Genomic DNA, 25,704 nt, shown 5'->3' with positions numbered 1-25,704 from the left:
TGGTAACACTTAATTGCTTAGTTCCTTAGGGCGGCTAATAAATCAGTCAAGGAGTCAGTGTGATTCATCGTGACCAGTTAGTGGCGGCATGTGACCATCAATTACAGTCTTTGCAGTTTAAGGATTATACCGTTAACGGACTTCAGGTGCAGGGTCGAGCAACCATTAAGCGTATTATGTCTGGAGTCACTGCTTGCCAATCGCTTTTAGATGAAGCAGTGGCTTGGCAGGCTGATCTAGTGCTGGTGCACCACGGGTACTTCTGGAAAAACGAGCCAGTGGCGATTACGGGAATGAAGCAAAAACGCATAAAAACGCTGTTAGATAACGATATTAACTTACTGGCTTATCACTTGCCGCTGGATGCGCATGCGGAGCTGGGGAATAACGCAGAGTTGGCCAGGCGATTGGGTTGGAGAGTAGAGGGGTGCTTGGATGGTAAGCTCGGTGAAGGTTTGCTATGGACCGGGCGTGTAGCAGAGTCTCAATCGCTTCAGCGGTTGGCGCAGCAAATAGCAGGTGTGCTAGATCGCGCCCCGTTAGTCATCGAAGCGCCTGGAGTGGGCGATGTGGATAAGATTGCGTGGTGTACAGGCGGTGCCCAGGATATGATTTCCGCGGCCTTTGAGGGAGGGGCGCAAGCTTTTGTATCAGGCGAGATATCCGAGCGTACCACTCACATCGCTCGGGAGATGGGCATTCACTATATTGCGGCGGGTCATCATGCTACTGAGCGTTACGGTGTGCAGGCGCTGGGCGAATGGCTGGCCAGTGAGTATGGAGTGGAGCACTGCTTTATGGATATCGATAACCCAGCGTAGTCCGCAGCGTGATCCGTTGGGTTTTCAATGGGACATCTATTAAAACGGCAGTAACAATACGCTGTTACTGCCGTCAAACATTAAAAGCACTTGTTTATAGAGGGGGCTAATAGCGGGGAGGCTGTGGTGCTGAGGTCTCTTGTTCGCTAGCGCTCTCTTTTAAGCCAAAGTCTTCAGACAGGGTGCCACTCTTGCCGTCCGCGTAGTCTCTGGGCATAGCCAGTGTTTCATCAGCATCCGCAGTATTGGGTGTTGGTGTGCCTGTTGCCAGCACGTCGTTGGATGCTTTATCTAGCTTCCAGCGGGTTGCGTCTTCTTCAAGCTGTTGCTCCAGTAAGTCGGTTTCGGCACGAATATTTGCCAGGCGCTGACGAACATCTAAACTCAGTCCGCCCATGGCTTTCTTAAGTTCGGCGATGTGGTGTTCACGCTCCAGCAGCGTTTGCCGGAGTTCAGCACGTTGGCGTTCGCCTTTGCTGAACAAGCGATAACCAACCATGCCGATCAGAAAACCAACGATGATACCAATGATTGCGAAGGTAAATGGCGAGCTTGCTTCCACGATGTTCTCCCTGAAAGTTGAGTTGCACCACCTTAGTGTGCGGCGGGTGCACCAACGAAACAAAGCCCATTATAGGCGTCTGCGTGGCGGTTAGGTCAATCTGCTCATGCGCTTAGCAGGCGAGCAGCGTATAATTAGCCCTTTTTTGTATTAAAGCATGCCCGAACGAGGGTGTATGAGTTAACGCTAACGCTGAAGGAGGCGAAACGGATGCCATCATCATCTGGACAGCAGGTATCGGGTCAAACCCGGCGACAAACGCCGATGGAGCGTTATCGCGCTGACTTAACCCGCGATGACTTCCAGTACGATCCGGCACAGGAGATAGCTGTTAAGCACCTTCAGCGGCTTTACGATGAGTTGGTGGCAGCGCCTGCGAAAGCGCCTAAAACGATGGTGGTAAATAGAGGCCTCAAAGCTAAAGTGGCTGGATTAATGGGCAAGAAAAAGTCGCCTAGTGAACCGTTATTACCGACGGTGCGTGGCCTCTATTTCTGGGGGGGGGTAGGGCGTGGGAAAACTTATTTAGTCGATACGTTTTACGAAGCGCTGCCGTTCCCCGAAAAAATGCGCACACACTTTCATCGTTTCATGCAGCGTGTACATAATGAGCTGACGCACTATCGGGGGGAGAAAAACCCGCTAACGCTGATTGCCGGTAAGTTTGCAGCTGAAGCGCGCGTAATCTGTTTTGACGAGTTCTTTGTCAAAGACATCACCGACGCCATGATTCTAGCTAATTTATTGGAAGCGCTCTTCGAGCGTGGCGTGGTCCTAGTAGCAACCTCGAATATTGTCCCGGATGACCTTTATAAAGATGGTTTGCAGCGAGCGCGGTTCGTGCCGGCTATTGATCTGGTAAATCGTCATTGTGAAGTGGTCAACGTGGATTCGGGCATTGACTATCGCTTGCGTGCCCTTGAGCGGGCTGAAATTTTTCATGCGCCTTTGGATGACGCTGCAGAGAAAGAGCTGGCGCGCAGCTTTAGAGAGATTGCCGGTCAGCCTGGGGAAGAGGAAGCGCCGCTTGAGGTGAATCATCGGGTGCTTAAAACGCGTCGACTGCACGAAGATGTCGTGTGGTTTGAGTTTACGGAGCTGTGTGATGGACCACGCAGTCAAAACGACTACATCGAACTTGCGCGTGAGTTTCATACGGTTCTTGTCGCTAATGTGCCCCGTATGGATGGCAAGTCAGACGATCAAGCACGTCGCTTTATCAATATGGTGGATGAGTTTTACGATCGTGGTGTGAAGCTATTGATGTCCGCAGAAGTGCCGGTGGAGTCGCTTTATAGCAACGGAAAGCTGACGTTTGAATTTCAGCGTACCTTATCTCGGTTGCAGGAAATGCAGTCCCACGAGTATTTGGCGCTAGCCCATAAGCCATAGGGCGGAAGCGTGCGCTAAAAAAAGCAGCAGAGCACTTAACTTGAGCGCATGCTTAATGTAGAATGCCGCCTCGCTACATGTTGTCAGCATTAGTTGGCAACCAAAAAAAATAGGGATGGTGCTTCACCGCTTAGCGGTGTTTGTCGCCCCACACACTTAATCTGGTGATTTCATCCATGAAGACGTTCAGTGCTAAGCCGCAGTCCGTCCAGCGCGACTGGTATGTTGTCGACGCTACGGACAAAACGCTCGGTCGTCTGGCAACCGAGATTGCTCGCCGCCTGCGTGGCAAGCATAAGCCCGAATTTACCCCTCACGTTGATACTGGCGACTACATCGTTGTTATCAATGCCGAGAAAGTCCAAGTGACCGGCAACAAGGCGAAGGCTAAGACCTATTACCGCCATACTGGTTATCCGGGCGGTCTGCGTTCCATGACGTTTGACAAAATGCTTGATCATGCGCCTGAGCGTATCATTGAGTTTGCTGTTAAAGGCATGTTGCCGAAAGGCCCGTTAGGTCGCGCCATGTACTCCAAGTTAAAAGTGTACGCCGGTGCCGAGCATCCGCATGCTGCCCAACAGCCGCTTGAACTGAACATCTGAGGAAATCTTCGCCATGACACAGCAGTATTACGGTACCGGGCGCCGCAAGACTTCCACCGCTCGCGTGTTTATGAAGCCGGGCTCTGGCAAAATTACTGTCAACAGCCAGGATCTCGATTTATATTTCGGTCGCGTTACAGGTCGCATGGTTGTCCGCCAGCCGCTTGAGTTGACTGAGACACTTAACCAATTTGACATCGTTGTTACGGTGGCCGGTGGTGGTAACTCCTCGCAAGCAGGTGCTATCCGTCACGGTATCACTCGTGCATTGATGAATTACAACGAAGACCTGCGTCCCACGTTGCGTGCTGCTGGCTACGTAACCCGTGATGCGCGTCAAGTTGAGCGTAAGAAAGTCGGCCTGCGTAAAGCGCGTCGTCGTCCGCAGTTCTCTAAGCGTTAATTTTTACGCTATGCGGCAAAAACGCCCAGGTCAACGACCTGGGCGTTTTTTATTGAAAAAACATAATATTATAAGGCTCCTACCACCATGGTCACGGGTGGTTGTTCTTGTGTCGAGCGCTTTGTTTTTTTAACATAGAGCGTATTTGATATTCGTCGTCGCAAGACGCCTTTGCGACGGAACGGGTAAGCTGATGGGAGAAACCAGAAATGGCAGATAACGGCGTAAACAAAGGTCGGCGCCGTTTCCTCGTGGGCGCCACCTCCGTTGTTGGGGCGGTGGGTGCTGTCGGGGTTGCGGTCCCCTTTGTGGCTTCTTGGCAGCCTAGTGCCAAGGCAAGAGCGGCAGGCGCGCCAGTCCAAGCGGATATATCGAAGCTTGAGCCTGGCCAGCGCATGACCGTCGAGTGGCGCGGTCGTCCGGTATGGATTATCAATCGTACGCCCGAAATGATTGAGCGGACTGAAGCGCTAGACGCAAGCACGCTTGCCGATCCTGAGTCTGAAGTGCCACAGCAGCCTGCTTATATTCAAGGCGGTCTGCGTTCTATTAGGCCAGAGATAGGGGTGTTGGTCGGCATTTGTACGCATTTGGGCTGTTCGCCACTGTATCGGCCCGAGCCAAATGCTGAAGGGGTGGGCGTGAGCAACTGGCCGGGCGGTTTCTTCTGTCCATGCCACGGTTCCCGCTTTGATTTAGCTGGCCGCGTGTACACTAACGTCCCTGCGCCGACTAACCTTGAAGTGCCGCCCTACCGTTTCGAAAGCGATGACATCATCGTGGTCGGCGAAGACGAGGAGGCTGCATAATGGCTAATCCAAATAAGGCGAAGGCCGAAAGCGGCATCATGCGCTGGGTGGATGATCGTTTCCCTGCGACACAAATGATGCAAGACCACTTAACCAAGTATTACGCACCGAAGAACTTCAACTTCTTCTATATTTTTGGTGTGCTGGCGTTGCTAGTGCTGGTAAACCAAATATTGACCGGTGTGTGGTTGACCATGAGCTTTAACCCATCAGCCGAAGGCGCGTTTGCGTCGGTTGAGTACATCATGCGTGATGTGGAGTGGGGTTGGCTGATTCGCTACATGCATACCACGGGGGCGTCAGCCTTTTTCGTGGTGATTTATATGCATATGTTCCGCGGCTTGATGTACGGTTCTTACAAAGCTCCCCGTGAGCTGGTGTGGATCTTTGGTATGACCATATATCTGCTGCTGATGGCAGAAGCCTTTATGGGTTATCTGCTGCCTTGGGGGCAGATGTCTTATTGGGGCGCGCAGGTTATCATTTCGCTGTTCTCAGCCATTCCTGGCATTGGCCCAGATCTCGCTCAGTGGGTGCGCGGTGACTTCCTGATTTCAGGTATTACGCTCAACCGTTTCTTTGCGCTTCATGTGGTAGCGCTGCCCATCGTCATTTTGGCACTGGTCGTACTGCACATTATCGCGCTGCACGAAGTAGGGTCTAACAACCCTGACGGTATCGACATTAAGCAGAAAAAAGACGAGACCGGGAAGCCTCTTGATGGCATTCCGTTCCATCCTTACTACACCGTTAAAGACTTGGTGGGTATTGCGATCTTCTTGTTTGTTTTCTGTGTGGTGGTGTTCTACTTCCCTGAAGGGGGTGGTTATTTCATCGAGAAGCCGAACTTTGAACCGGCTAACCCGCTGAAAACACCTGACCATATTGCGCCTGTTTGGTACTTTACGCCGTTCTACGCCATTCTGCGTGCGATCACCTTCTCTCTGTTCGGACTTGACGCTAAGTTCCTGGGTGTTGTTTGCATGGGTGCGGCCATTGCTGTGCTGTTCGTGTTGCCGTGGCTTGATCGCAGCCCCGTGCGTTCCATGCGCTACAAAGGCTGGATGTCTAAAGTCATGTTGCTACTGTTCTGCATTAGCTTTGTGATTCTGGGCGTTCTAGGTGTGTTGCCGTCAACCACTGGCCGCACGATTCTAGCGCAGGTGTGTACAGCCATTTACTTCGCCTTCTTCTTGCTCATGCCGTTCTACACCAAGCTGGAGAAGACTAAACCCGTTCCGGAAAGGGTGACTGGCTAATGAAAAAGCAACTATTTGCACTGCTCTTTGCGTTGATACCAGTAACGGCAATGGCTGCTGGTGGCGCAAGTGTGCCTCACAGTATGGAGCCAGATCTTCAGGATCAAGCATCTCTGCAGAATGGCATGAAGCTCTATGTCAATTACTGCATGGGCTGTCATTCTCTGGAGCATCAGCGTTTTGCGCGTGCCGCTGACGATTTGGGGATTCCGCAGGAGTTGGTAGAGGAAAATCTGATTTTTGCCTCTGACCTAGCCTTCAACGATCAGATGCATAATGCGATGGATAGCGGGGATGCTGAATCTTGGTTTGGTGTTGCACCGCCAGATCTTACTCTGTTTAACCGTCTCCGGGGTTCAGACTATATTTACTCCTACTTGCTGACGTTCTACCGGGATCCTGATCAGCCGCTGGGTGTAAACAATATGGTGCTTGAAGCGTCAGCGATGCCCAACGTGCTGGAGCCGCTGCAAGGCGTTCAAGAGATGGTGTGCTCTGAAACGGATCAGCCTGTCGCGGGTCAATCCCCGGATCCTTTGTCAGGCAAGTACCAGTCTTGTGACGTACTTCAGGTGACTCAGCCCGGTTCTATGGAGCCTGATGAGTTCGAGGAAGCGGTATATGATTTGACCAACTTCCTTGCCTATGTAGGTGAGCCGTCTAAGCTGCAGGCTCAGGCGCTAGCGCCTAAAGTACTCATCTTTATCTTCATTTTTGGTGTGATTGCTTACTTGCTCAAGCGTGAGTACTGGCGAGATGTCCACTGATTAGTAAGGTTGAGATAGGCAGGCAGGGCGCACGGCGAGAGCCGTGCGCCTTTTGTTTGTCTGTTCCGTTGTTATGCGCAGCAGGCTATCTTCCCCTAAGGTAGGGCTAGCGTGTTATTATTCCAGATTGTTTTGATGTGAGGATGCTTTCATGGGTGTTGTGGCCAAGCGGTCGTCAATGATCTTTTACTCAGGTAGTGATGATCATTTCAGTCATCGTGTACGCATTGTGCTGGCTGAAAAGGGTGTAGCTGTCGATATCGTTGAAGTTGTTGATGGGCAGCCACCTGAAGAGTTGGCAGACCTCAATCCTTATAACAGTGTGCCCACGCTGCTCGATCGTGACTTAGTGCTTTATGAGTCTAAGGTTATGATGGAGTACCTGGATGAGCGTTTCCCTCATCCTCCTCTGTTGCCTGTCTATCCGGTGGCGCGAGCGCAAAGCCGCCTTTGGATGCATCGTATTGAGCGCGAGTGGTGCCCGATGCTTGAGCAGATTCGGAGTGGCGGTAAGAAAGAGGCCGACAAAGCACGTAAAGAGCTGCGTGAAAGCTTGATTGGTATATCCCCCATTTTTGAAGATATGCCCTTCTTCATGAGTGAGGAGTTTACCTTGGTAGACTGCTGTCTCGCGCCCATTCTATGGCGCTTGCCAGAGCTGAATATTGAGCTACCAGAAAAGCAAGTGAAGCCGCTCTTGAGCTATATGTCGCGTGTGTTTGAGCGTGAAGCGTTTAAGGCCTCTTTAAATGAGCGTGAAAAAGAGATGCGCGCTTGAATTCATATTGCCCCTTAGCTTAAGCCAGTAGCGGGGGTGTTTGCTGGAGGAGGGAGTCTTATGAAATCGAGCCGTCCCTATCTCGCCCGAGCCCTTTATGAGTGGCTGCTAGATAATGAATTGACGCCTTACTTTGTTGTGGATGCAACACAGCCAGGCGTCGAGGTGCCCCGACAGTTCGTGCAAAATGGGCAAATAGTGCTCAATGCAGCGCCTACGGCGGTGCGTGACCTGTTTATGGAAAATCAGGCCATTGGCTTTAGTGCGCGCTTTGGCGGACAGCCGATGCAAGTGATGATTCCTACGCCTGCGTTAATTGCGATTTATGCCCGAGAAAATGGGGCAGGCATGGTGTTTGGCCACGAGCCGGAGCTGGGTTCAGCCGAGTTCGATGATATCGATCTTGATGACGCAGAGCGTGGTGATGAAGACAGGGATGAGTCTGCTAAAGCCTCTAAGCCCGAACTCACCGTAACTGAAACGTCTTCTGAGAAACTGGGGGGGAAGTCCGCCTCAAAGAAAGATGACGCGAAGAAAAAGCCTACGCTGCGCGTGGTGAAATAATACCTTCTCTTAGGTAACGTCTTGCTTGGTACGGTGATGGCCAACTAAAAGCCCCACGTGAACTTCTTCATGTGGGGCTTTTTTAGCGCTATGGCTGGCTTGAACTATTCAATATAGTCGAACACTTTGACGATCCGCTGAATGCCGGCTACCGAAGAGGCGGCATTCACAATGCGATCCGCTTCTTCACGTGTCACCGTGCCCATTAAGTAAACGCTGGCGTTCTCAGTGGTCACTTTTAATTTAGAAGAGTCGATGCGGTCGTTAGTGGCTAAATGGCTAATGACATTGGTTGTCAGCCATGTGTCACTCAGGCGTTGGCTGGCGGGTAAGTTTGCCGCAATGCTGAGTTCGTTATGCACCTTGTTAACACCTCTCAGCGAGCTAACAACGTCGCCTGCCTTAGAGCGAAGTTCTTCGCTTGGTACTTGGCCGACGAGCAACAAGGTACCATCATAACTGTGCGCGCGAATCCGTGCGTCCCCAAGTCGAGCGTCGGCGCGGGTAAGTGCGCGTTCAGCTTCACGCTCAATGGTTGCGTCGACCGCTTGGACATCATTGCTGCGCTGGCCGTAATTGGCAGGATTTGCTGCCGTGTTGTTGGCGCAACCGCTGAGTAGAACGGCGCTGCATAGAGCAGCCAAAATAAGTTTTCGAGAGGAGAAACTTAGGGCCATGGTGGTGGTTCCTATAAGAGGGATAAGTAGGCGTATGGCTATTTAGGCAGCGCCACCAAATAGCTGTTCATCAATTAAATCACATAAACAGTGGATGACGAGTAGGTGTACTTCTTGAATGCGGGCCGTGGAGGTGGCGGGAACGCGGATTTCACAATCATCCTGTCCTAAAAGCGATGCCATATTACCGCCATCACGCCCAGTGAGTGCTACAACGGTCATTTCTCGGTCGTGAGCAGCCTGGATGGCTTGAACGATATTGGCTGAGTTGCCGCTGGTCGAGATAGCCAGTAAGACATCGCCAGGTTGACCAAGTGCTCTAATTTGTTTTGAAAAAACCTCGTTGTAACTGTAATCGTTTGCAATAGATGTCAGCGTAGACGTGTCTGTTGTTAAGGCTAAAGCCGGTAGGCTAGGGCGCTCTCGCTCGAAGCGGTTAAGTAATTCAGAGGAGAAGTGCTGGCTATCGCCTGCGCTTCCACCATTGCCACATGCCAGGATTTTTCCTTCGTTGACCAAGCACTGCACCATCATTTGGCTGGCGACCTCAATGAACGGTGGTAGTACTTCGCTGGCGTAAGTCTTGGTATCAATGCTGGCATTGAAGTGGTCAAGTATGCGTGATTGAAAGTCCATTAGGGCTTCCTTGTTAAAAGGGTCAATAAGCGTCAAAGGCTGCTTTTTCCCAGTGAAACTCAAGAGAGGGTGGTGTGCCAGTAATGGCTAGAATATCAAAGCGGCAAGGGCTGGAAACAGTGTATCGCGCTATATATAAACTGGCGGCACGGATTAAGCGCCGTCGCTTTTGGGCGTTAACGGTTTCTAAAGGGTGTCCGAAGCGAGTTGTGGTGCGGTGTTTGACCTCGATAAAGACCAAAATGTCTTGATCCATCATTACCAGATCCAGCTCGCCACCTTTAACATGATGATTGCTAGTGACCAAGCTTAACCCTTGCTGCTGCAGCCATTGAGCAGCAAGTTGCTCAATGGCTGCGCCGCGGAACCGAGCTGTGCGGGCGTTATTCGTCATTTCCCAACAGGCCGGGGATTAAGATCGGTGAAGGTGTGCCGTTCTGGAATTTTGCCCAAGGGAGTTCGCGGTAAATACGGCCGTCATCGGTGAGGCGCAGTGTGCCGGTACTCCCGCTCAGCCCTTCAAGTGTTGAAAGGTCCGACAGGCGCGTGGCAAGTTCTAGGGCATCGACCCCCATCGCCATTAGACGAAATGAAGAGGCGTCTGTTTCATCGCGAAGGCGTTGATACGTACTGTAGAAAGGTAAAACTTCTTCGCCGCCGACGGCTGCGTCAGGAATTTGCCAAGGAATATCCATAAACATGACGTCGTTTAGATCTTGATCCAGGCGCGTTTGCTGGCGGCCTTCATGCAGATGTGAGGTCGCATAAATAGGCAGATCTGGCGCGTAGTAGTAATCCAGGGTGGGCGGTACTTGTCGTGCGTAATCAGGTAGTGCTAACAAAAACAGTGCATCAATGTTGCCAAGACGTGCGCGCTCGCCGCTTACATTAAGCGCGGTTTGTACGGCATTAGAAACCGAGCTGCCAGGGTTGTAGCGCACGGCGTTGGTAACTTCGCCACCTTGGCGATGATACTCATTCCAAAAGGCTTCTCCGACACGTCGACCCCAGTCATTGTCAGGTACCATTACGGACATTTGGCGGTGACCATCCATATAGGCGCGGCGAGCTGCCTGGCGAGCTTCATCTTCAGCAGATAAGCCGTACTGGAGTAGGCGGTTGGCACGGTTACGATCGCTGTTGCCATAGTTAAGCGCTAGCGTAGGCATCGGCACGCTGTCGCGCTGCTCCAGTTGGGTGACTTGGTCTTTATCGAGCGGGCCAATCACCAGCTGTGCATTCATCTGCGCGGCACGGTTATAAATCTCATCCAGCGAGAATTGGGAGGAATCTAAAAAGTTCAGCTGCACATTGTTACCACGAATTTCATTATGGTGACGCATGGCCGTGGCAATAGTGGAGGCGACACTGCTTAAAGGGCCGGATTCCGGCAGCGCCACAAGGATGCGCTGAATGTTGGCGCCTTCAAGTTCGGGAAGCGCGACAGCTGAAACGCCTGGCTGGTCGAGTGCTTCCCTGGCCCATTGCTGACGCTCAGCAAGCGTTTCCTGCTGATTGGCTTGCATGGGCAGCTCGTCATCAAGCACCTGGGTGGCGCGTAGTACTGCGCGAGGGTTGTTTAAACCACGGGCAAGTTCAGAATATAGCAGTGCCCAGCGAACGCGATCGGTATCAGAAAGCAGGCTTTCATCAAGCGAATCCGCCGCTTCAAATGCGTTTTCTCGTTGTCCCTGCTGGACAAGAATATTTGCCGCTTCTAGGCGTGTTTGTGCCGCTTGTTCAGGGGCTTGCTGTTCAGCTTGGCTAAGTAAGCGGTTAGCATCCTGGGCAGGTACTCGATCGACCACGCTGGGCGGCTGCATGGCACACCCTGTGATGAAAAGTGCCATGAAGGCAGTGGCGAGTAAGCCACGTAATGACTGTTTCATGTATCCTTCCTTAGTTTCCATTTGCGCTGTCGCCGCTCAGCGAGCAGGGGGTAAGCTTTTGCATTAGCATAGCGCACCGTCAGGGCAAGCCATTAACAAATCGGGAGTCATGATGACACACCAAGATCCGGGTACATTGTACGTGGTTGCTACCCCAATTGGGAATTTGGAAGACCTAACGCCACGAGCTGCCCGGGTATTAGCGCAGGTATCGCGGATTGCTGCTGAAGACACCCGGCATAGCGGGCGTTTGTTAGCCCATCTTGGAATTAATAAGCCCATGCTGTCACTGCATGACCATAATGAAGCGCGCCGTGTAGAGACGCTCGATGCCTACCTTGAGGCAGGCGAGGATATTGCGCTAATCAGTGATGCAGGTACGCCGTTAATTAGCGATCCGGGGTTTGTGCTGGTTAGAGAACTACGCGCGCGCGGGCGCAAAATCGTGCCGTTGCCGGGTGCTTGCGCGCTGGTGACTGCGCTATCGGGAGCGGGCTTGCCCACGGATCGATTCACGTTTGGCGGTTTTTTACCCGCAAAGCCCGGAGCGCGCCGTCAGGTATTAGCGCAGTGGGAATCACGGGAAGAGACACTGGTGTTTTACGAGTCGCCTCATCGCATTCTGCATACCTTGGAAGCGTTGCGAGAACAAATGCCCTCGCGCAACGTCGTATTGGCTAGAGAGCTAACCAAAACCTTTGAAACGTTTCTGCATGGCTCCCCCGAGGAGTTGATTGGCTGTTTGACAGACGACCCCAATCAGGCTAGAGGGGAGTTTGTGGTGATCATTTCGGGGGCACCGGCGGTCGCGGCGGGCGATCATCAAGCGATTCATGCCGATGAACTGCTGAAATCACTGCTGGCCGAGGGTATAGGCGTTAAGCAAGGGGCGGCGGTGGCAGCCAAAATGTTAGGGGGGCGTAAGCAGGAGTGGTATGCCAGATTGCAAGCAATGAAAGGTGAGCATTGAGGCAAACGCAGGGCGCTGGTATGCTTGCCGCCGGAGTTGGCCAGACAGTCGCCGCTAATATTCCCGTAAGGGTTATTGGGGGAGGAAAGTCCGGGCTCCACAGGGCAGAGTGCCAGGTAACGCCTGGGCGGTGTAAGCCGACGGAAAGTGCAGCAGAGAGTAGACCGCCTAAGCCCCTGAAATAAACCTCAGGGGCCGGTAAGGGTGAAAGGGTGCGGTAAGAGCGCACCGCGCGCCTGGTAACAGTGCGTGGCATGGTAAACCCCACTCGGAGCAAGACCAAATAGGAACCCAATGGCGTGGCCCGCGCTGGGTTCGGGTAGGTTGCTTGAGCGCTACGGTGACGTAGTGCCTAGAGGAATGACTGTCCACGACAGAACCCGGCTTATCGGCCGACTCCCCATTTCCATTATAAGGGTGTGCTCAGCACGCCCTCCCAATTTTTGTGTGAGAGTAACATGCCTTCTCCTGACGCTGACCAGGTCGCTCCTAGCTTTCGCCATACCAGCGTGTTGTTAGAAGGCGCGGTTGATGCATTAGTCCACGACCCCGACGGAATCTACATAGACGGCACGTTTGGCCGAGGCGGGCATTCTCGCGTTATCCTTTCACGTTTAAGCGGGCAGGGACGCTTATTGGCGATGGATCGTGACCCCCAGGCCATTGCCGCCGCCGCGGATATTGATGATTCCCGCTTTCAAATTACTCAGCGTGAGTTCGCGCGTTTGGCTGAGTACGCCCAAGAGCAAGAGCTGCACGGCAAGCTGTCGGGCGTGTTGCTTGATGTGGGTGTCTCTTCTCCGCAGTTGGACGATCCAGAGCGTGGTTTCAGCTTTATGCGCAACGGGCCGCTGGATATGCGTATGGATCCAACCCAGGGAGAGAGTGCCGCAGAGTTTTTAGCCCGTGCCAGCGAAGCGGATATTGCCCACGTCTTCAAAACATTTGGTGAAGAGCGCTATGCCAAGCGTCTCGCGCGAGCGGTCGTCACGCGCCGCCGTGAAACGCCGTTTACCCACACGGTAGATTTAGCCGAGGTGCTTAAAACCGCCCATCCCGCTTGGGAAAAGGGCCGGCACCCGGCAACGAAGGCGTTCCAAGGCCTGCGTATTTATCTAAACGGCGAGTTAGAGCAGCTTGACGCCGCGCTCGAAGCGGCGCTTGACGCCCTAGCTCCAGGCGGGCACTTAGTGGTGATTAGCTTTCACTCGTTAGAGGATCGTCGGGTTAAGCGGTTTATTCGCCATCATGTGCGCGGAGATACCCATTTGCCTCGGGGTGTTCCAATCCGTGATGACCAGTTAAATCGTCGCCTTGAGGCACTAGGCAAAGGCGTAAGGCCAAGTGATGCTGAAGTGGATGCTAACCCGCGGGCACGAAGCGCTGTGATGCGAGCCGCCCGCAAACGAATGTGATCACGGATGATGCCATGAACATGGATCGGATTCAGTATTGGGTCTCTACGTTGCGCACTGAGTGGCCGTTCACGTGGCGCATGCGCTTCTGGCCGCTGGTGATCAGCGTTCTGTTTTTATGCTGTCTGGCGACAGGCTTGGCTATTGTCACTACCACGCACATGACCAGAGTACAGTTTGCCCAGCTTCAGCAGCTGGAGCAGGAAAAAAATCAGCTGCAAACCGAGTGGGGGCAGCTGCTGCTTGAGGAGGGGGCTTGGTCAACCCCTGCAAGGATTGAACAAATTGCCACGGAACGGCTCGATATGCGTATTCCCGATGTAAATGATGTCGAGGTTATTCGGCCATGAACCGGCAGCGGCGGGGTGGAATGTCCCGGCAATTGCCGGTCGCGCCTCCTCTAGCGGGCGGGCGCTTTTTATTTATCCTCATTATTGTGATGTTAGCGTCGAGCATTTTGATTGGGCGGATTACTCTGCTGCAAGTGATCGACCGGCCTTTTCTGCAAAGCCAGGGGGATGCAAGAACCCTGCGCCATGAGGCGATTCCTGCCCACCGAGGGATGATTACCGACCGAAACGGTGAACCCCTGGCTATCTCCACGCCGGTGGTAACGCTCTGGGCAAACCCCCAAGAACTTCCCAGTGACGGCATTCAGCGTTTTATGCTGGCTCAAGCCCTAGGGTGGACGCTAGATGATTTTGAGTCCCGAGTTGAACGTTTTAGTGGCCGAGAGTTTATGTATCTGCGCCGTCAAATGACGCCAGAAGCGGCACAGCGTATTCTTGATCTGCGAACGCCAGGGGTTTATCCCCAGCGTGAATATAAGCGTTACTACCCGGCAGGAGAAGTGGCCGCTCAAGTACTCGGTGTTACCAATGTCGATGACGTTGGACAAGAGGGTTTAGAGCTTGCTTATCAGCCCTATTTAGCCGGGCACCCTGGTCAGCGCCGAGTCATTAAAGACCGCCGGGGTCGGCTCGTACGAGAGCTGGGAGTTATTCGTGATGCTCAGCCGGGGGGCGAGCTAACTCTCGCGATTGACCAGCGCATCCAGTATATGGCGTATCGAGAGCTACGTGCCGCTGTCGCCGAGCATGAGGCGGACGGCGGCGTACTGGTGATGTTGGATGCCCGTACAGGCGAAGTGCTGGCGATGGCTAATTTGCCTTCTTATAACCCCAATAATCGTGCAGGCCTAGACCCGCGAGGATTGCGTAATCAAGCGCTAGTCGACGTGTTTGAACCCGGCTCGGTTATGAAACCGCTCGCGATGGCCGCCATCTTGGAAAGCGGGCTTGTTGATCGCGATGTAGTCGTGGATACCTCGCCTGGATGGATGCGCATTGATCAGTTTACTATCCGCGATTTCCGTAACTACGGTGAGTTAGATCTGGCGGGGATTTTAGAGAAATCGTCCAATATTGGTATGTCTCGTTTGGCGTTGCAGATGAGTGAAACGGCCATCTGGGAGAAATATAACCAGCTAGGCTTGGGGCAAAGCCCTGGAACGGGCTTTCCTGGTGAATCGACGGGAAGTCTGCCTGCACCGGTTCGCTGGTCACGCAGCGAGCGCGCTGCACTCTCTTATGGGTACGGTCTTTCGACGTCAGCGCTTCAGCTCGCCAGTGCATATACGGCTTTGGCAAATGGGGGGGAGCGTCTACCCCCTTCATTGTTAAGACTGTCAGCGCCTCCCCAGGGGATTCCTGCTATCTCCCCTAGCGTCGCCGATGACCTGTTAGACGTTTTAGAAACCTCGGTAGGCGCCTATTCGGGCGGGCGTCGTGCGCGAGTGGAAGGGTATCGAGTAGGCGGAAAAACCGGAACGGTGCGCAAAACGGGACAGCAGGGCTACGTTGCTGATGCTTACCGCAGCGTGTTTGCAGGCATTGCGCCTATTTCAGACCCGCGTATTGTCACCGTTGTGATGATCGATCACCCAAAAGCGGGTGAGTTTTACGGTGGAGCGGTGGCCGCACCGGTTTTTTCAAGTGTAACGGGCAATGCGTTACGGTTACTGGACGTGCCGCCTGATCATGAGGTCGAATAGTGTTGAAGGAGATTGCATGACGTTGCACCCAGATAATTTATGGCGCGCACTAAAGCAAGTGTGGCCCAATGCCGTGCTGCCTAACCTGGCAGCAAGTTTGCCTGAAACGTTTCGTTTAATAACCGATTCCCGCAAGCTGGAAGCGGGTGATGTGTTTGTAGCAGTGCCGGGAAGCCAGCAGGATGGGCGAACGTTTATTGAGCATGCGCTTGAAGGTGGCGCCTCATTAGTACTGGCGCACACCAAGCAGAGTAGTGTCACCTTGGATGGGCGGGTACTCTTCTTGCCGCACCTCTCTCTGCGTCTGGGAGAGCTAGGTAGGGCGCTGTTTGAGGTGCCTAATGATTTACAGGTCATTGCAGTAACCGGCACTAACGGCAAAAGCTCGGTTACGCACTATATTGCGGCCTTAAGTGAATTGCTTGACACGCCCGCAGGCGTTATTGGCACGTTAGGCGTTGGGCGCCCTGGCCAATTGGTAGAAAGCGGCCTAACGACACCTGGACCTCTAGCGCTTCAGCATATTTTGGGCGATTTGGCGCGGCAGGGCGTAAAGCGTGTTGCTCTTGAGGCTTCCTCGCATGCCTTAGATCAGCATCGACTGGAGTCTGTGGAGGTTGATGTTGGCGTTTTTACCAACCTAACCCGAGACCATCTGGATTATCACGGCAGTATGGCAGCGTACGCGGCTGCCAAAGCCAAGCTGTTTCGTCGCACTGAGCTCACGCTTGCTGTGGTGAATGCAGATGACCCGTTAGCGCGCCTGATGTTAGCGGGATGTGAAAGCAACGTGCGTGTGCTGGCAACAGGTAGTGATGAGGCGGTAACGCTCCGCGTGATTGACTGGCACCCCCATGGTCAGGGGCAGCAAGCGCTTATTGCTACGCCTGAGGGTGAAAAAACCATCGATCTTAGCTTGATGGGGCGATTTAACTTAGACAATGTATTGCTGGCGATGGCAGTGCTCTATGGTCTAGGAGAGCCGCTTGATCGCCTCTTTGAGGCGGCGTCAAGGCTTGCGCCAGTGCCTGGGCGGATGGAGCTTTACCGCGCAGATAGCGGGCCAAGTGTGGTGATTGACTACGCTCATTCGCCTGATGCGCTCCAAAACGCGCTTGAGGCGCTTAAAGCTCACCTGGGCGAAAATAAGGGCGCGTTGTGGTGCCTGTTTGGGTGCGGTGGAGATCGCGATACGGGTAAACGCGCTGAGATGGCCGCGTTTGCAGAGCGCCATGCCGACCATGTCGTGGTGACTGATGACAATCCCCGCTTTGAGTCTGCTGAACAGATACGCCAGCAGATTATTACAGGCTTCTCTGCCAACGCCTCCTTTACCGAGATTGGCGACCGTCGTAAAGCAATTGCTTATGTGGTTGAGCAAGCCGGGCCGCAGGATGTGGTGCTCGTGGCAGGTAAAGGGCACGAAGCTTATCAAGACATAGCCGGTGTTCGTCACGATTACCAAGATGAGCAGCAAGTGCACAAGGCGCTAGGGTTGAGTGGCCGAGGGATAAAAGGTAAGCAATCGTGAACTGGTCGCTGAAGAGCGTGGCAGCGGCGCTTAATATACCGCTACCCGTTAACGATATAGCTTTGACAGGTATCGTGACGGATACGCGTAAAGTCGTGCCAGGCTCACTGTTTGTAGCGCTAAAAGGGCCTCGTTTTGATGGCCACGATTTTCTGGAGCAGGCGCGAGAGCAAGGGGCAGTGGCTGCCCTGGTTGAGCAAGCAGTCGATAGTGCTTTGCCCCAGCTACAGTGTGCGGATACCCGCCTAGGGCTAGGGTTGATAGCGCAGGCGTGGCGCCATCGCTATCAGTTGCCTATCGTTGCGGTGACGGGCAACAGTGGTAAAACGACCGTCAAAGAGATGACCGCTGCGCTCTTAGCGCCGCTGGGCGATGTGCTGGCAACCGAGGGCAACTTAAATAACGATTTTGGTGTGCCACTAACGTTATTGCGGCTCACGCCTGATCATCAAGCGGCGGTTGTGGAGCTGGGAGCGAATCATTTAGGTGAGATTGCCTGGACCAGTCAGCTTACGCTGCCTGAAGTTGCCATCATTACCAATGTGACTGGGGCGCATGTGGGAGAGTTTGGTGGCATGGGGCAAATCGCCCAGGCAAAAAGCGAAATCCTATTGGGTTTAAGCGCCAACGGTGTAGCAGTGATCAATAGAGAAGACCGCTATTTCGCCTTTTGGTCAGCCTGTGCTGCACCGCGCCGTGTAATTAGCTATGGCTGGGACAGCCAAGCAGATGTGTATGCTGCGGCTCTTTCCTGTAACTCCCAGGGACGGTATGCTTTCACGCTTGTCTACCATGGGCAGCCGCTGGGCGAGGTATGCTTGCCATTAATGGGTAAGCACAATGTTAGCAATGCCCTAGCTGCCGCCGCAGCTGCACTGGCCGTTGGAATAGCGCCGGCACGCGTAGTGGCTGGCTTGTCACGCTTGCCCTGCCTGCCAGGGCGCTTAAGCTGTGTGCCGGGTTTGCGTAATGCCACGCTGCTAGATGACACCTATAACGCCAATCCAGGCGCAGTGAAAGCTGCCCTGGAGGTACTGGCCAGTTTCCCAGCGCCGCGCTGGTGTGCGCTGGGGGCGATGGGGGAGCTTGGTCAGGCATCTGAAGCACTGCATGCTGAGGTGGGCCGCTTCGCTGCTTCACTTGGTATCGACACGCTGCTGACGTACGGGGATGCCGCACGTCCAGCCAGTGAAGCCTTTGGTCGCGGGCAGCATTTTGACGACCACGAGACGCTTGTGCGTCATATTATCAATACGTTGCCGCCTGACACCACGCTGCTGGTGAAAGGGTCGCGGAGCGCGGGCATGGAAAATGTCATCGCCGCGCTGCGTTCGGATAAATAAGGTAAGCGCCGTTCATGTTACTTCATCTGGCGAATTTCTTAGCCCAATATCAAACTGCTTTTCAGGTTTTTAACTACCTTACGTTACGCGTTATTTTGGCCGCATTAACGTCCTTGATGCTTTGCCTATGGCTAGGCCCATGGGTGATTCGACGGTTAGTAGAAGGTCAGATCGGTCAGGCAGTTCGTGATGATGGGCCGCAATCACATCTTTCGAAAGCCGGTACGCCTACTATGGGCGGCGCTATGATTTTGCTGGCTATTGCGATCAGCACGTTGTTGTGGGGGGATTTAACCAACCATTATGTTTGGGTGGTGTTGGCAGTAACCCTGGGCTTTGGTGCGATTGGTTGGGTAGACGACTACCGCAAAGTGGTTGAGAAAAATCCCCGAGGCCTGCCTGCACGTTGGAAATACTTTTGGCAGTCGGTCGTTGGGCTTGGGGCCGCCATTGTGCTTTACGTGACGGCGTCAACACCGGTGGAAACCAGCCTGCTGGTGCCTCTGTTTAAAGATGTTGCTCTCCCGCTAGGTGTCTTCTACATCGTGCTGACCTACTTTGTGATCGTGGGCAGCTCCAATGCGGTTAACCTAACAGACGGCTTAGACGGTTTGGCCATAATGCCGACCGTGTTGGTAGCTATGGGCCTATCCGTATTTGCCTACGCCAGCGGTAACGCAGTTTTTGCCAACTATCTGCACATACCCTTTATCAATGGCACCGGTGAGCTAGCAATATTTTGTGCCACGATTGCAGGCGCAGGGCTAGGTTTCTTATGGTTTAACACCTATCCCGCCCAGGTGTTCATGGGCGATGTGGGTGCGCTAGCACTTGGCGCGGCGCTAGGCGTGGTTGCTGTGATTGTTCGCCAAGAGATTGTCCTGTTCATTATGGGTGGGATTTTTGTGTTGGAAACGGTGTCGGTCATTCTTCAGGTTGCTTCTTATAAGATGACGGGACGGCGTATTTTTCGCATGGCACCGCTCCACCATCACTATGAGCTGAAAGGCTGGCCAGAGCCTAGGGTCATTGTGCGCTTCTGGATTATCACTGTTGTGCTGGTGCTGCTCGGTTTAGCCACGCTGAAAGTACGTTGATGAGTCGCGTTATAGCGGAGCGCTACTGGCGTGTCATGTAAAGGAGCCAGCTCAATGGTGCAAGTAGCACATGGAATGACGGTTGTGGTGGGGCTAGGGGTGTCAGGGCGAGCGATCTGCCGCCATCTGGCGCGTCATAATGTGCCGTTTATGGTGGCTGATACCCGTCAAGCGCCTCCAGGCTTAGATGATTTTTACGCGGCCCACCCAGGAACCACTTTGCACTGTGGCCCTTTAACGGCGCTTGATTTTACTCATGCCCATGAAGTCGTGGTCAGCCCTGGGGTTGACCCTAATACTCCTGGGCTTGAGGGCCTGCTGGCGCGTCATAATCCAGCTACCGGCGAGCCCATGTTGGTGGGTGAGATAGCCCTTTTTAAGCGCGCTGTTAAGGCTCCTATCGCTGCTATAACGGGTTCTAATGCTAAATCCACGGTGACGACCCTGCTGGGGGAAATGGCCGCGGCTGCGGGTGTTAATGCGGCGGTAGGGGGGAATTTAGGAACGCCTGCACTGGATTTACTGGCACAGCATCCACATGCCGATCTCTATATTCTGGAGCTGTCTAGTTTTCAATTGGAAACAACGCCTTACTTAGGCGCTGCTTCCGTCGCATTTTTAAATATTTGTGAAGATCATTTGGATCGTCACGGGGATATGGCAGGTTACCGCGCCGCTAAACAGCGCATCTTTCTGGGGGCGCAACACGCGATTGTTAATGCGGATGACCCGCTTACCTGGCCACCCAATGATTTGGCAGTCGTTGAGCACTTTACTTCTGGCACGCCGGTAGGAGAGGCGTGGGGGCTAGCACGTGTCGATGGCAGCCTCATGCTTGTCCAGGGAGATGATTCCTGGATCAGCGCCCGCGAACTCACCGTTGCAGGCCAGCATAACTACCTGAATGCCCTGGCGGCATTGGCGATGGGCAGAGCACTGGGTTTTAGCAAGTCATCGATGTGTGAAGCGCTACGTGCATTTAGAGGGTTGCCGCATCGCAGTGAGGTCATCGCCCATATTAACGGGGTAACATGGGTAAACGATTCAAAAGGCACCAACGTCGGCGCAACCCTTGCGGCGATTAATGGCATTAGCGCGACGCTGACAGGGAAATTGATTTTATTGGCCGGCGGTGTGGGCAAAGGCGCTGATTTTACACCGCTTGCGGCACCGCTAGCAGCGTGTGCCAGAACGGTACTCCTGTTTGGTGAAGATGCCCCGCGCTTATCCGCTGCGCTGATGCCCTCTAATAACGTTCACCACGTTGATCATTTGCATCAGGCTATGGCGGCTGCTTGGCAAATAGCACAACCGGGTGATTGCGTGCTGCTTTCACCCGCCTGTGCAAGTCTCGATCAATTTGCTAACTATCAGGAGCGCGGTGAAGCGTTTCGTCGTTGGGTAATGGATAAAAAGGCCGAGGTGAACCCATGAGTCGCCTTGAGCGTCTGCGTGAGGCGCTGAGCACGCGCCATTTGCCTTGTGATATTTGGCTAATCATTTCGGTCGTTGGGCTGGCAGGACTCGGATGGGTCATGGTCAGCTCTGCGTCGATAGGGTTGCTGGAAAATAGTTACTACTACTCTCGCCAGCATGGGATTTTCTTAGTGATCTCCATACTGGCGTGCCTTTTCATGATTAGCGTACCGCTTGAGATGTGGCGCCAGAATGCGGCGCTGCTCCTGCTGGCCAGCATTTTTATGCTGGTGTTGGTACTGATCATCGGACAAGAAGTTAATGGTAGTAAGCGCTGGATTTCGTTGCCTGGGCCACTACCAAGCTTGCAGGTGTCAGAGTTTGCCAAGTTGGGGCTGATTTTCTATATGGCGGCGTTTATGTCGCGCTTTACTTATGAACTTCGTCAGCGCGCTTTTAGTATGTGGCGCCCATTGGCCGTATTGGCAGTGCCTGCAGGGCTGTTGTTTTTGGCGCCAGACTTTGGTGGCATGGTGGTTTACACCGTCTGTGTTATCGGCATGTTAATGATGAGTGGCGCATCGCTGACGCTGCTGTTAGGCAGTGGCGGGTTATTGGCCTCAGGTGCTGTCATGATGGTAGCAATGGAACCTTATCGATTAGCGCGGTGGACCAGCTTTTTAGACCCCTGGGCGGACCAGTTTGCGACGGGGTATCAATTAACCCAAGCGCTCATCGCGTTTGGGCGCGGACATGTCACGGGCACCGGATTGGGTAATAGCGTCCAAAAGCTTCATTATTTGCCAGAAGCGCATACCGACTTTATTTTTGCCGTGGTCGCAGAAGAGCTGGGTATGATTGGCGCTATCGCAGTCGTGCTTTTGTTTACAGTCTTCATCGCGCGGGCAATGTGGATTGCCCGCAGGGCAGAGCTGGCAGGTCATATGTTTGGTGCCTACGTTAGCTATGGCATTGGTTTTGTGATCGCGGCGCAGGCTTTTATTAACATGGCAGTGAGTTCAGGGTTACTGCCTACCAAAGGTTTAACGCTCCCGCTGATTAGCTATGGCGGCTCAAGTCTTTTGGTTACTGGATTAATGGTGGGACTGTTGCTTCGTACGGATGCGGAAACACGTCATCGCCCACGCCGTACGCCTACGCCTTACAGGTCTCGTCACGAACCACGATTGTCGTAATTATTTAAGGAGTGGTGTGTGGCAACGAATGCACGTCGGCGCGTTTTGATTATGGCTGGGGGAACCGGCGGCCACGTTATCCCGGCGCTTTCACTGGCTCGCGCATTGCAAGCGCATCATGTTGACGTTGAGTGGCTGGGGAGTCCGCGTGGTATCGAAAACCGCTTGGTTCCCGAGGCAGGTATTCGACTGCACGCGATTGCGATTAGTGGGCTGCGGGGTAACGGCGTAAGCGGCTGGCTTAAGGCGCCTATAAATCTCACCCGGGCTGTGTTGCAGGCCAGGCAGGTGATCCAAGCATTTAAACCCCATGTTGTGGTTGGGCTAGGCGGCTTTGCAAGCGGCCCGGGCGGCCTTGCCTCTTGGTTATCGCGTATTCCGCTGGTGATTCATGAGCAAAATGCCGTCGCAGGTTTGACCAATCGGGTGCTTTCTCGCTTGGCAACGCGCACTTATGCTGCTTTCCCTGAGGCGTTTGGGCCCCGTGCTGAGGTGATTGGCAACCCAGTTCGTGATGATATCGCTGCCCTAGGAGAGCAAACCCGCGAAGCGGCAACAATGAGTGCACGTTCGCTGCGGTTATTGGTCGTGGGGGGGTCGCTAGGTGCGCTGGCGCTTAATGAACGACTGCCGCCTGCCTTAGCTGCGTTAGCCCCGCAAAAGCGTCCAGACGTTCGCCATCAGGCGGGTAAAGACCGTGATAAAGAGACAGCGCAAGCCTATGCAGAGCACGGCGTTGCGGCAGAAGTAAGCCCGTTTATTGATGATATGGCCGCAGCGTATGAGTGGGCAGACCTAGTAGTCTGTCGCGCTGGCGCATTGACAGTGGCTGAGCTTGCAGCGGCCGCAAAGCCTGCGCTGTTAGTACCCTTTCCTTTTGCTGTCGACGATCATCAGCGTATCAATGCAGACGTTTTGGTAAAGGCGGGAGCTGCCCTGTGTGTCGTACAGCAAGAGCTTACGCCAGAGCGCTTAACTGACTATTTAAATGAATTATTAACGCCAGCCAAATTAGCCCAGATGGCATCGAACGCTCGTCAAGCGGCTTATTTAGATGCCACCCAGCGCTTAACAGATGGCTGCCTAGCGTTAATAAATCGAGGAGAAACGGCGTGACCGATATAGTGAATAGTACGTCTTTACAAGATGTTCGCCCTAGCGGTCCTGGTATGCGCCGCATTAAGCGGCTGCATTTTGTGGGTATCGGTGGCGCAGGCATGTGTGGTATTGCAGAAGTCCTGGCAAATCAGGGGTATAGCGTCAGCGGTAGTGATATGAAAGCGTCTGCCGTTGTTGAACGGTTGCGTGGCTGCGGCGTGAGTGTCGCGATCGGGCATGCTGAAGAAAACGTACAAGGCGCCGATGTTGTTGTGGTTTCAAGTGCCATAGACGAAGCTAACCCTGAAATCCGCTGGGCTCATGAGCACCGGGTGCCGGTAGTTCGTCGCGCGGAAATGCTGGCTGAACTCATGCGCTTTCGTCACGGCATCGCGGTGGCGGGTACTCATGGGAAAACCACCACCACAAGCCTTACCGCCACGCTGCTCGCGGAGGGTGGCTTAGACCCCACCTTTGTTATAGGAGGCAAACTGACCAGTGCCGGCGCTAATGCGCGCCTGGGCGAGGGCGATTATTTGGTCGCTGAGGCCGATGAGTCCGACGCGTCGTTTTTGCACTTGCAGCCCATGGTATCGATTGTTACCAATATTGATGCAGATCACATGGCGACCTATGGCGGTGACTTTGAGCGGTTGAAAAACACCTTTATCGAGTTTTTGCATAATCTGCCCTTCTACGGGTTAGCCGTTTTGTGCATAGATGACCCGCACGTGCGCGGCCTGTGTGAGCGGGTAAAGCGCCAATTTGTAACTTACGGGTTTGATAGCGATGCCGATTATCGTATTGCTGATTTCAAACAGCAGGCCGGAGAGGTGACGTTCACCGCCCTACGCCCAGGCGACGCAACGCCGCTTGCCATTCGGCTAGCGATGCCTGGGCGGCATAATGCCCTTAATGCCATGGCGGCCATTGTGGTAGCTACCGATGCAGGCGTTAGTGATGAGGCTATCTTGCGTGGACTCGCCGGTTTTGCGGGTGTGGGTAGGCGCTTTCAGGTTCATGGGCATTTTCCGACACCTAAACATTCCGGCGAGGTGATGCTGGTAGATGATTACGGCCACCATCCTCGCGAAGTCGACATGGTCATTCAGGCGGTACGCGCTGGCTGGCCAAATCGTCGGTTGGTTATGCTGTATCAGCCGCACCGCTATAGTCGCACCCGCGATCTTTACGAAGATTTTGTCCGGGTACTCTCTCAAGTGGACACGCTCATTTTGTTAGATGTGTATAGCGCTGGCGAAGCGGTGATCCCGGGTGCAGAAGGGCGAACGTTAGCAGGCTCTATCCGTCAGCGTGGCGATGTTGACCCACTTTTTGTAGAGCATAAGGAGGAGCTTCCTTCGCTGCTGGGCAACGTTTTGCGGCCTGACGATATTTTAATTACCCAAGGGGCTGGTGACGTAGGGGGCATATCGCTGCGTTTAGCGCAGTCAAAACTGGTGTTGGACGGGGTTGAGCTATGAGTGCCCAAGTATCTCAAGTAGATCGCTTAGCGCGAGTGGTGGTGGTTTATGGCGGAATGTCCGCCGAGCGAGACGTGTCGCTTAAAAGTGGCACCGCTGTGTTAGACGCTTTGAAACGAGAAGGCATTCAAGCGGTAGGCTACGACCTCAAAGATAACGGTTTAGTGGGGCTTGAGCGGTTGGCGCCCACGGCGGTGTTTGTTGCTCTACACGGTCGCGGTGGCGAGGATGGAACGCTTCAGGGAGCGTTAGAGCTGTTAAAAATACCTTACACCGGCAGCGGCGTTTTAGCCTCAGCGCTTGGAATGGACAAACAGCGTACCAAGCAAGTATGGCACGCGGTGGGGCTACCAACGCCTGAGAGCATAATGTTGAGCGCTGAATCAAACTGGGCAGCCGTTGTCGCTCAACTAGGGTTGCCGATGATGGTTAAACCCGTTCACGAAGGCTCCACGCTGGGGATTAGTATCGTCAAAAGCCAGGAGGCTTTAGAAGCCGCGTACCATGCGGCTGCTCAGTACGATGCTCGCGTGATGGCGGAGCGATTTGTTGTCGGTGAAGAGTACACTGTTGCTCTGCTAGGCAGCAAAGTGTTACCCGCGATACGGGTTGAGGTGCCGGGGGGCTTTTACGATTACGAAGCTAAGTATGTATCCAATACCACCCAGTACCATCTTCCCTGTGGTTTAGAAGCCCCGGATGAACAAGCGTTAGCATCGCTGTGCCAGCAGGCATTTGCAGCCATTGGTGGCGAGGGCTGGGGCCGCGTCGACGTTATGCGCGATGCTGACGGTAAATTCTGGTTGATCGAAGTCAATACCGTACCGGGGATGACCGACCACAGCTTGGTGCCTCAGGCGGCTGCCCATGCCGGAATCAGTTTTGATCAGTTGGTCGTGCAGATACTGCAGACCGCTGGCCAGCAGAGCGCATCATGAA

26 protein-coding genes and 1 other RNA gene are annotated in these 25,704 nt (G+C 53.8%); 22 read left to right on the top strand and 5 right to left on the bottom strand.

The window, feature by feature from the left end; genetic code table 11:
* Positions 1 to 59 precede the first annotated feature (59 nt).
* Positions 60 to 821, top strand: a complete 762-nt coding sequence (locus tag LG301_RS09615; protein WP_404470920.1) for a Nif3-like dinuclear metal center hexameric protein — start codon at positions 60 to 62, stop codon at positions 819 to 821.
* A gap of 106 nt (positions 822 to 927) precedes the next feature.
* On the opposite strand, the gene LG301_RS09610 is transcribed toward LG301_RS09615, so the two are convergent.
* On the bottom strand, positions 928 to 1,383 hold the full coding sequence (locus tag LG301_RS09610; RefSeq protein ID WP_404470919.1) for a ZapG family protein: 456 nt from the start codon (positions 1,381 to 1,383) through the stop codon (positions 928 to 930).
* A 210-nt stretch (positions 1,384 to 1,593) separates the two neighbouring features.
* On the opposite strand from LG301_RS09610, the gene zapE reads away from it, so the two are divergent.
* From zapE to LG301_RS09570, 8 genes are all read left to right on the top strand, one after another.
* Positions 1,594 to 2,775, top strand: coding sequence for a cell division protein ZapE (gene zapE, locus LG301_RS09605; RefSeq protein WP_404470917.1), 1,182 nt, complete (start codon positions 1,594 to 1,596; stop codon positions 2,773 to 2,775).
* Between the two features lie 176 nt (positions 2,776 to 2,951).
* Positions 2,952 to 3,380: a 50S ribosomal protein L13 gene (rplM, locus tag LG301_RS09600; protein WP_106373125.1), complete on the top strand. Its 429-nt coding sequence runs from the start codon at positions 2,952 to 2,954 to the stop codon at positions 3,378 to 3,380.
* A gap of 13 nt (positions 3,381 to 3,393) precedes the next feature.
* Complete coding sequence (rpsI, locus tag LG301_RS09595; RefSeq protein WP_263068301.1) at positions 3,394 to 3,783, top strand: 30S ribosomal protein S9; 390 nt, start codon at positions 3,394 to 3,396, stop codon at positions 3,781 to 3,783.
* Positions 3,784 to 3,992: 209 nt separating this feature from the next.
* On the top strand, positions 3,993 to 4,592 hold the full coding sequence (gene petA, locus LG301_RS09590) for a ubiquinol-cytochrome c reductase iron-sulfur subunit (RefSeq protein WP_404470914.1): 600 nt from the start codon (positions 3,993 to 3,995) through the stop codon (positions 4,590 to 4,592).
* Positions 4,592 to 5,851, top strand: a complete 1,260-nt coding sequence (locus tag LG301_RS09585; protein ID WP_404342129.1) for a cytochrome bc complex cytochrome b subunit — start codon at positions 4,592 to 4,594, stop codon at positions 5,849 to 5,851. Before petA ends, LG301_RS09585 begins: the two co-directional genes overlap by 1 nt.
* Positions 5,851 to 6,618, top strand: a complete 768-nt coding sequence (locus tag LG301_RS09580; RefSeq protein WP_404470913.1) for a cytochrome c1 — start codon at positions 5,851 to 5,853, stop codon at positions 6,616 to 6,618. The genes LG301_RS09585 and LG301_RS09580 overlap by 1 nt, the downstream gene beginning before the upstream one ends.
* Positions 6,619 to 6,769: 151 nt before the next feature.
* Complete coding sequence (gene sspA / locus LG301_RS09575) at positions 6,770 to 7,396, top strand: stringent starvation protein SspA (protein ID WP_263068307.1); 627 nt, start codon at positions 6,770 to 6,772, stop codon at positions 7,394 to 7,396.
* Positions 7,397 to 7,456: 60 nt separating this feature from the next.
* Complete coding sequence (locus LG301_RS09570; RefSeq protein WP_404470910.1) at positions 7,457 to 7,960, top strand: ClpXP protease specificity-enhancing factor; 504 nt, start codon at positions 7,457 to 7,459, stop codon at positions 7,958 to 7,960.
* A gap of 104 nt (positions 7,961 to 8,064) precedes the next feature.
* On the opposite strand, the gene LG301_RS09565 is transcribed toward LG301_RS09570, so the two are convergent.
* The 4 genes from LG301_RS09565 to LG301_RS09550 are packed head-to-tail and all read right to left on the bottom strand — an operon-like array spanning position 8,065 to position 11,162.
* Positions 8,065 to 8,637 carry a BON domain-containing protein gene (locus LG301_RS09565; RefSeq protein WP_404470908.1) on the bottom strand — a complete coding sequence of 191 codons (573 nt, stop codon included), beginning with the start codon at positions 8,635 to 8,637 and terminating at the stop codon, positions 8,065 to 8,067.
* 42 nt (positions 8,638 to 8,679) lie between these two features.
* Positions 8,680 to 9,273: a phosphoheptose isomerase gene (locus LG301_RS09560; RefSeq protein WP_404470906.1), complete on the bottom strand. Its 594-nt coding sequence runs from the start codon at positions 9,271 to 9,273 to the stop codon at positions 8,680 to 8,682.
* 22 nt (positions 9,274 to 9,295) lie between these two features.
* The gene (locus LG301_RS09555; RefSeq protein ID WP_404470904.1) at positions 9,296 to 9,667 is read right to left on the bottom strand and encodes a YraN family protein; all 372 of its coding nucleotides are present in this window, start codon (positions 9,665 to 9,667) and stop codon (positions 9,296 to 9,298) included.
* Positions 9,657 to 11,162, bottom strand: coding sequence for a penicillin-binding protein activator (locus LG301_RS09550; protein WP_404470902.1), 1,506 nt, complete (start codon positions 11,160 to 11,162; stop codon positions 9,657 to 9,659). Before LG301_RS09550 ends, LG301_RS09555 begins: the two co-directional genes overlap by 11 nt.
* 112 nt (positions 11,163 to 11,274) lie before the next feature.
* Between LG301_RS09550 and rsmI the strand changes: the two genes are divergently transcribed.
* The 13 genes from rsmI (at position 11,275) to LG301_RS09485 (ending at position 25,703) form a co-directional block, all read left to right on the top strand.
* A complete protein-coding gene (gene rsmI / locus LG301_RS09545; protein ID WP_404470899.1) occupies positions 11,275 to 12,132 on the top strand; it encodes a 16S rRNA (cytidine(1402)-2'-O)-methyltransferase in 858 nt (285 codons plus the stop codon).
* A 32-nt stretch (positions 12,133 to 12,164) separates the two neighbouring features.
* Positions 12,165 to 12,536, top strand: an RNA gene (gene rnpB / locus LG301_RS09540) — RNase P RNA component class A.
* A 54-nt stretch (positions 12,537 to 12,590) separates the two neighbouring features.
* Positions 12,591 to 13,547, top strand: a complete 957-nt coding sequence (rsmH, locus tag LG301_RS09535) for a 16S rRNA (cytosine(1402)-N(4))-methyltransferase RsmH (RefSeq protein WP_404470897.1) — start codon at positions 12,591 to 12,593, stop codon at positions 13,545 to 13,547.
* A 14-nt stretch (positions 13,548 to 13,561) separates the two neighbouring features.
* Positions 13,562 to 13,897 (top strand): cell division protein FtsL, encoded by a 336-nt coding sequence (gene ftsL, locus LG301_RS09530; protein WP_404470895.1) that lies wholly within the window; start codon positions 13,562 to 13,564, stop codon positions 13,895 to 13,897.
* A complete protein-coding gene (locus tag LG301_RS09525; protein ID WP_404470893.1) occupies positions 13,894 to 15,600 on the top strand; it encodes a peptidoglycan D,D-transpeptidase FtsI family protein in 1,707 nt (568 codons plus the stop codon). The genes ftsL and LG301_RS09525 overlap by 4 nt, the downstream gene beginning before the upstream one ends.
* A 16-nt stretch (positions 15,601 to 15,616) precedes the next feature.
* On the top strand, positions 15,617 to 17,131 hold the full coding sequence (locus tag LG301_RS09520; RefSeq protein ID WP_404470891.1) for a UDP-N-acetylmuramoyl-L-alanyl-D-glutamate--2,6-diaminopimelate ligase: 1,515 nt from the start codon (positions 15,617 to 15,619) through the stop codon (positions 17,129 to 17,131).
* A complete protein-coding gene (gene murF, locus LG301_RS09515; RefSeq protein ID WP_404470889.1) occupies positions 17,128 to 18,474 on the top strand; it encodes a UDP-N-acetylmuramoyl-tripeptide--D-alanyl-D-alanine ligase in 1,347 nt (448 codons plus the stop codon). Before LG301_RS09520 ends, murF begins: the two co-directional genes overlap by 4 nt.
* Positions 18,475 to 18,488: 14 nt before the next feature.
* Positions 18,489 to 19,571, top strand: a complete 1,083-nt coding sequence (gene mraY / locus LG301_RS09510) for a phospho-N-acetylmuramoyl-pentapeptide-transferase (RefSeq protein ID WP_404470887.1) — start codon at positions 18,489 to 18,491, stop codon at positions 19,569 to 19,571.
* A gap of 54 nt (positions 19,572 to 19,625) precedes the next feature.
* Positions 19,626 to 21,005 (top strand): UDP-N-acetylmuramoyl-L-alanine--D-glutamate ligase, encoded by a 1,380-nt coding sequence (gene murD / locus LG301_RS09505; protein ID WP_404470885.1) that lies wholly within the window; start codon positions 19,626 to 19,628, stop codon positions 21,003 to 21,005.
* Entirely contained in the window at positions 21,002 to 22,183 is a 1,182-nt protein-coding gene (gene ftsW, locus LG301_RS09500; RefSeq protein ID WP_404470883.1) for a putative lipid II flippase FtsW, read from the top strand. Before murD ends, ftsW begins: the two co-directional genes overlap by 4 nt.
* A gap of 18 nt (positions 22,184 to 22,201) precedes the next feature.
* Positions 22,202 to 23,299, top strand: coding sequence for an undecaprenyldiphospho-muramoylpentapeptide beta-N-acetylglucosaminyltransferase (gene murG, locus LG301_RS09495; protein ID WP_404470881.1), 1,098 nt, complete (start codon positions 22,202 to 22,204; stop codon positions 23,297 to 23,299).
* A gap of 53 nt (positions 23,300 to 23,352) precedes the next feature.
* On the top strand, positions 23,353 to 24,765 hold the full coding sequence (gene murC / locus LG301_RS09490) for a UDP-N-acetylmuramate--L-alanine ligase (RefSeq protein ID WP_404475220.1): 1,413 nt from the start codon (positions 23,353 to 23,355) through the stop codon (positions 24,763 to 24,765).
* Positions 24,762 to 25,703, top strand: a complete 942-nt coding sequence (locus tag LG301_RS09485) for a D-alanine--D-alanine ligase (protein ID WP_404470879.1) — start codon at positions 24,762 to 24,764, stop codon at positions 25,701 to 25,703. Before murC ends, LG301_RS09485 begins: the two co-directional genes overlap by 4 nt.
* The last annotated feature ends 1 nt before the right edge of the window (position 25,704 follow it).

Origin of the sequence: Vreelandella venusta (assembly GCF_044809155.1) — a bacterium.
GTDB classification, from domain to species: domain Bacteria; phylum Pseudomonadota; class Gammaproteobacteria; order Pseudomonadales; family Halomonadaceae; genus Vreelandella; species Vreelandella venusta_B.
Note: the sequence above shows the minus strand (reverse complement) of the source record. Positions and strands in the feature narration are given on the sequence as shown.

Coding starts and splice junctions, on each gene's coding strand:
- zapE (WP_404470917.1), top strand. CDS start 1,594: ATGCCATCATCATCTGGACAGCAGGTATCGGGTCAAACCCGGCGACAA.
- rplM (WP_106373125.1), top strand. CDS start 2,952: ATGAAGACGTTCAGTGCTAAGCCGCAGTCCGTCCAGCGCGACTGGTAT.
- rpsI (WP_263068301.1), top strand. CDS start 3,394: ATGACACAGCAGTATTACGGTACCGGGCGCCGCAAGACTTCCACCGCT.
- petA (WP_404470914.1), top strand. CDS start 3,993: ATGGCAGATAACGGCGTAAACAAAGGTCGGCGCCGTTTCCTCGTGGGC.
- LG301_RS09585 (WP_404342129.1), top strand. CDS start 4,592: ATGGCTAATCCAAATAAGGCGAAGGCCGAAAGCGGCATCATGCGCTGG.
- LG301_RS09580 (WP_404470913.1), top strand. CDS start 5,851: ATGAAAAAGCAACTATTTGCACTGCTCTTTGCGTTGATACCAGTAACG.
- sspA (WP_263068307.1), top strand. CDS start 6,770: ATGGGTGTTGTGGCCAAGCGGTCGTCAATGATCTTTTACTCAGGTAGT.
- LG301_RS09570 (WP_404470910.1), top strand. CDS start 7,457: ATGAAATCGAGCCGTCCCTATCTCGCCCGAGCCCTTTATGAGTGGCTG.
- LG301_RS09565 (WP_404470908.1), bottom strand. CDS start 8,637: ATGGCCCTAAGTTTCTCCTCTCGAAAACTTATTTTGGCTGCTCTATGC.
- LG301_RS09560 (WP_404470906.1), bottom strand. CDS start 9,273: ATGGACTTTCAATCACGCATACTTGACCACTTCAATGCCAGCATTGAT.
- LG301_RS09555 (WP_404470904.1), bottom strand. CDS start 9,667: ATGACGAATAACGCCCGCACAGCTCGGTTCCGCGGCGCAGCCATTGAG.
- LG301_RS09550 (WP_404470902.1), bottom strand. CDS start 11,162: ATGAAACAGTCATTACGTGGCTTACTCGCCACTGCCTTCATGGCACTT.
- rsmI (WP_404470899.1), top strand. CDS start 11,275: ATGACACACCAAGATCCGGGTACATTGTACGTGGTTGCTACCCCAATT.
- rsmH (WP_404470897.1), top strand. CDS start 12,591: ATGCCTTCTCCTGACGCTGACCAGGTCGCTCCTAGCTTTCGCCATACC.
- ftsL (WP_404470895.1), top strand. CDS start 13,562: ATGAACATGGATCGGATTCAGTATTGGGTCTCTACGTTGCGCACTGAG.
- LG301_RS09525 (WP_404470893.1), top strand. CDS start 13,894: ATGAACCGGCAGCGGCGGGGTGGAATGTCCCGGCAATTGCCGGTCGCG.
- LG301_RS09520 (WP_404470891.1), top strand. CDS start 15,617: ATGACGTTGCACCCAGATAATTTATGGCGCGCACTAAAGCAAGTGTGG.
- mraY (WP_404470887.1), top strand. CDS start 18,489: ATGTTACTTCATCTGGCGAATTTCTTAGCCCAATATCAAACTGCTTTT.
- murD (WP_404470885.1), top strand. CDS start 19,626: ATGGTGCAAGTAGCACATGGAATGACGGTTGTGGTGGGGCTAGGGGTG.
- ftsW (WP_404470883.1), top strand. CDS start 21,002: ATGAGTCGCCTTGAGCGTCTGCGTGAGGCGCTGAGCACGCGCCATTTG.
- murC (WP_404475220.1), top strand. CDS start 23,353: ATGCGCCGCATTAAGCGGCTGCATTTTGTGGGTATCGGTGGCGCAGGC.
- LG301_RS09485 (WP_404470879.1), top strand. CDS start 24,762: ATGAGTGCCCAAGTATCTCAAGTAGATCGCTTAGCGCGAGTGGTGGTG.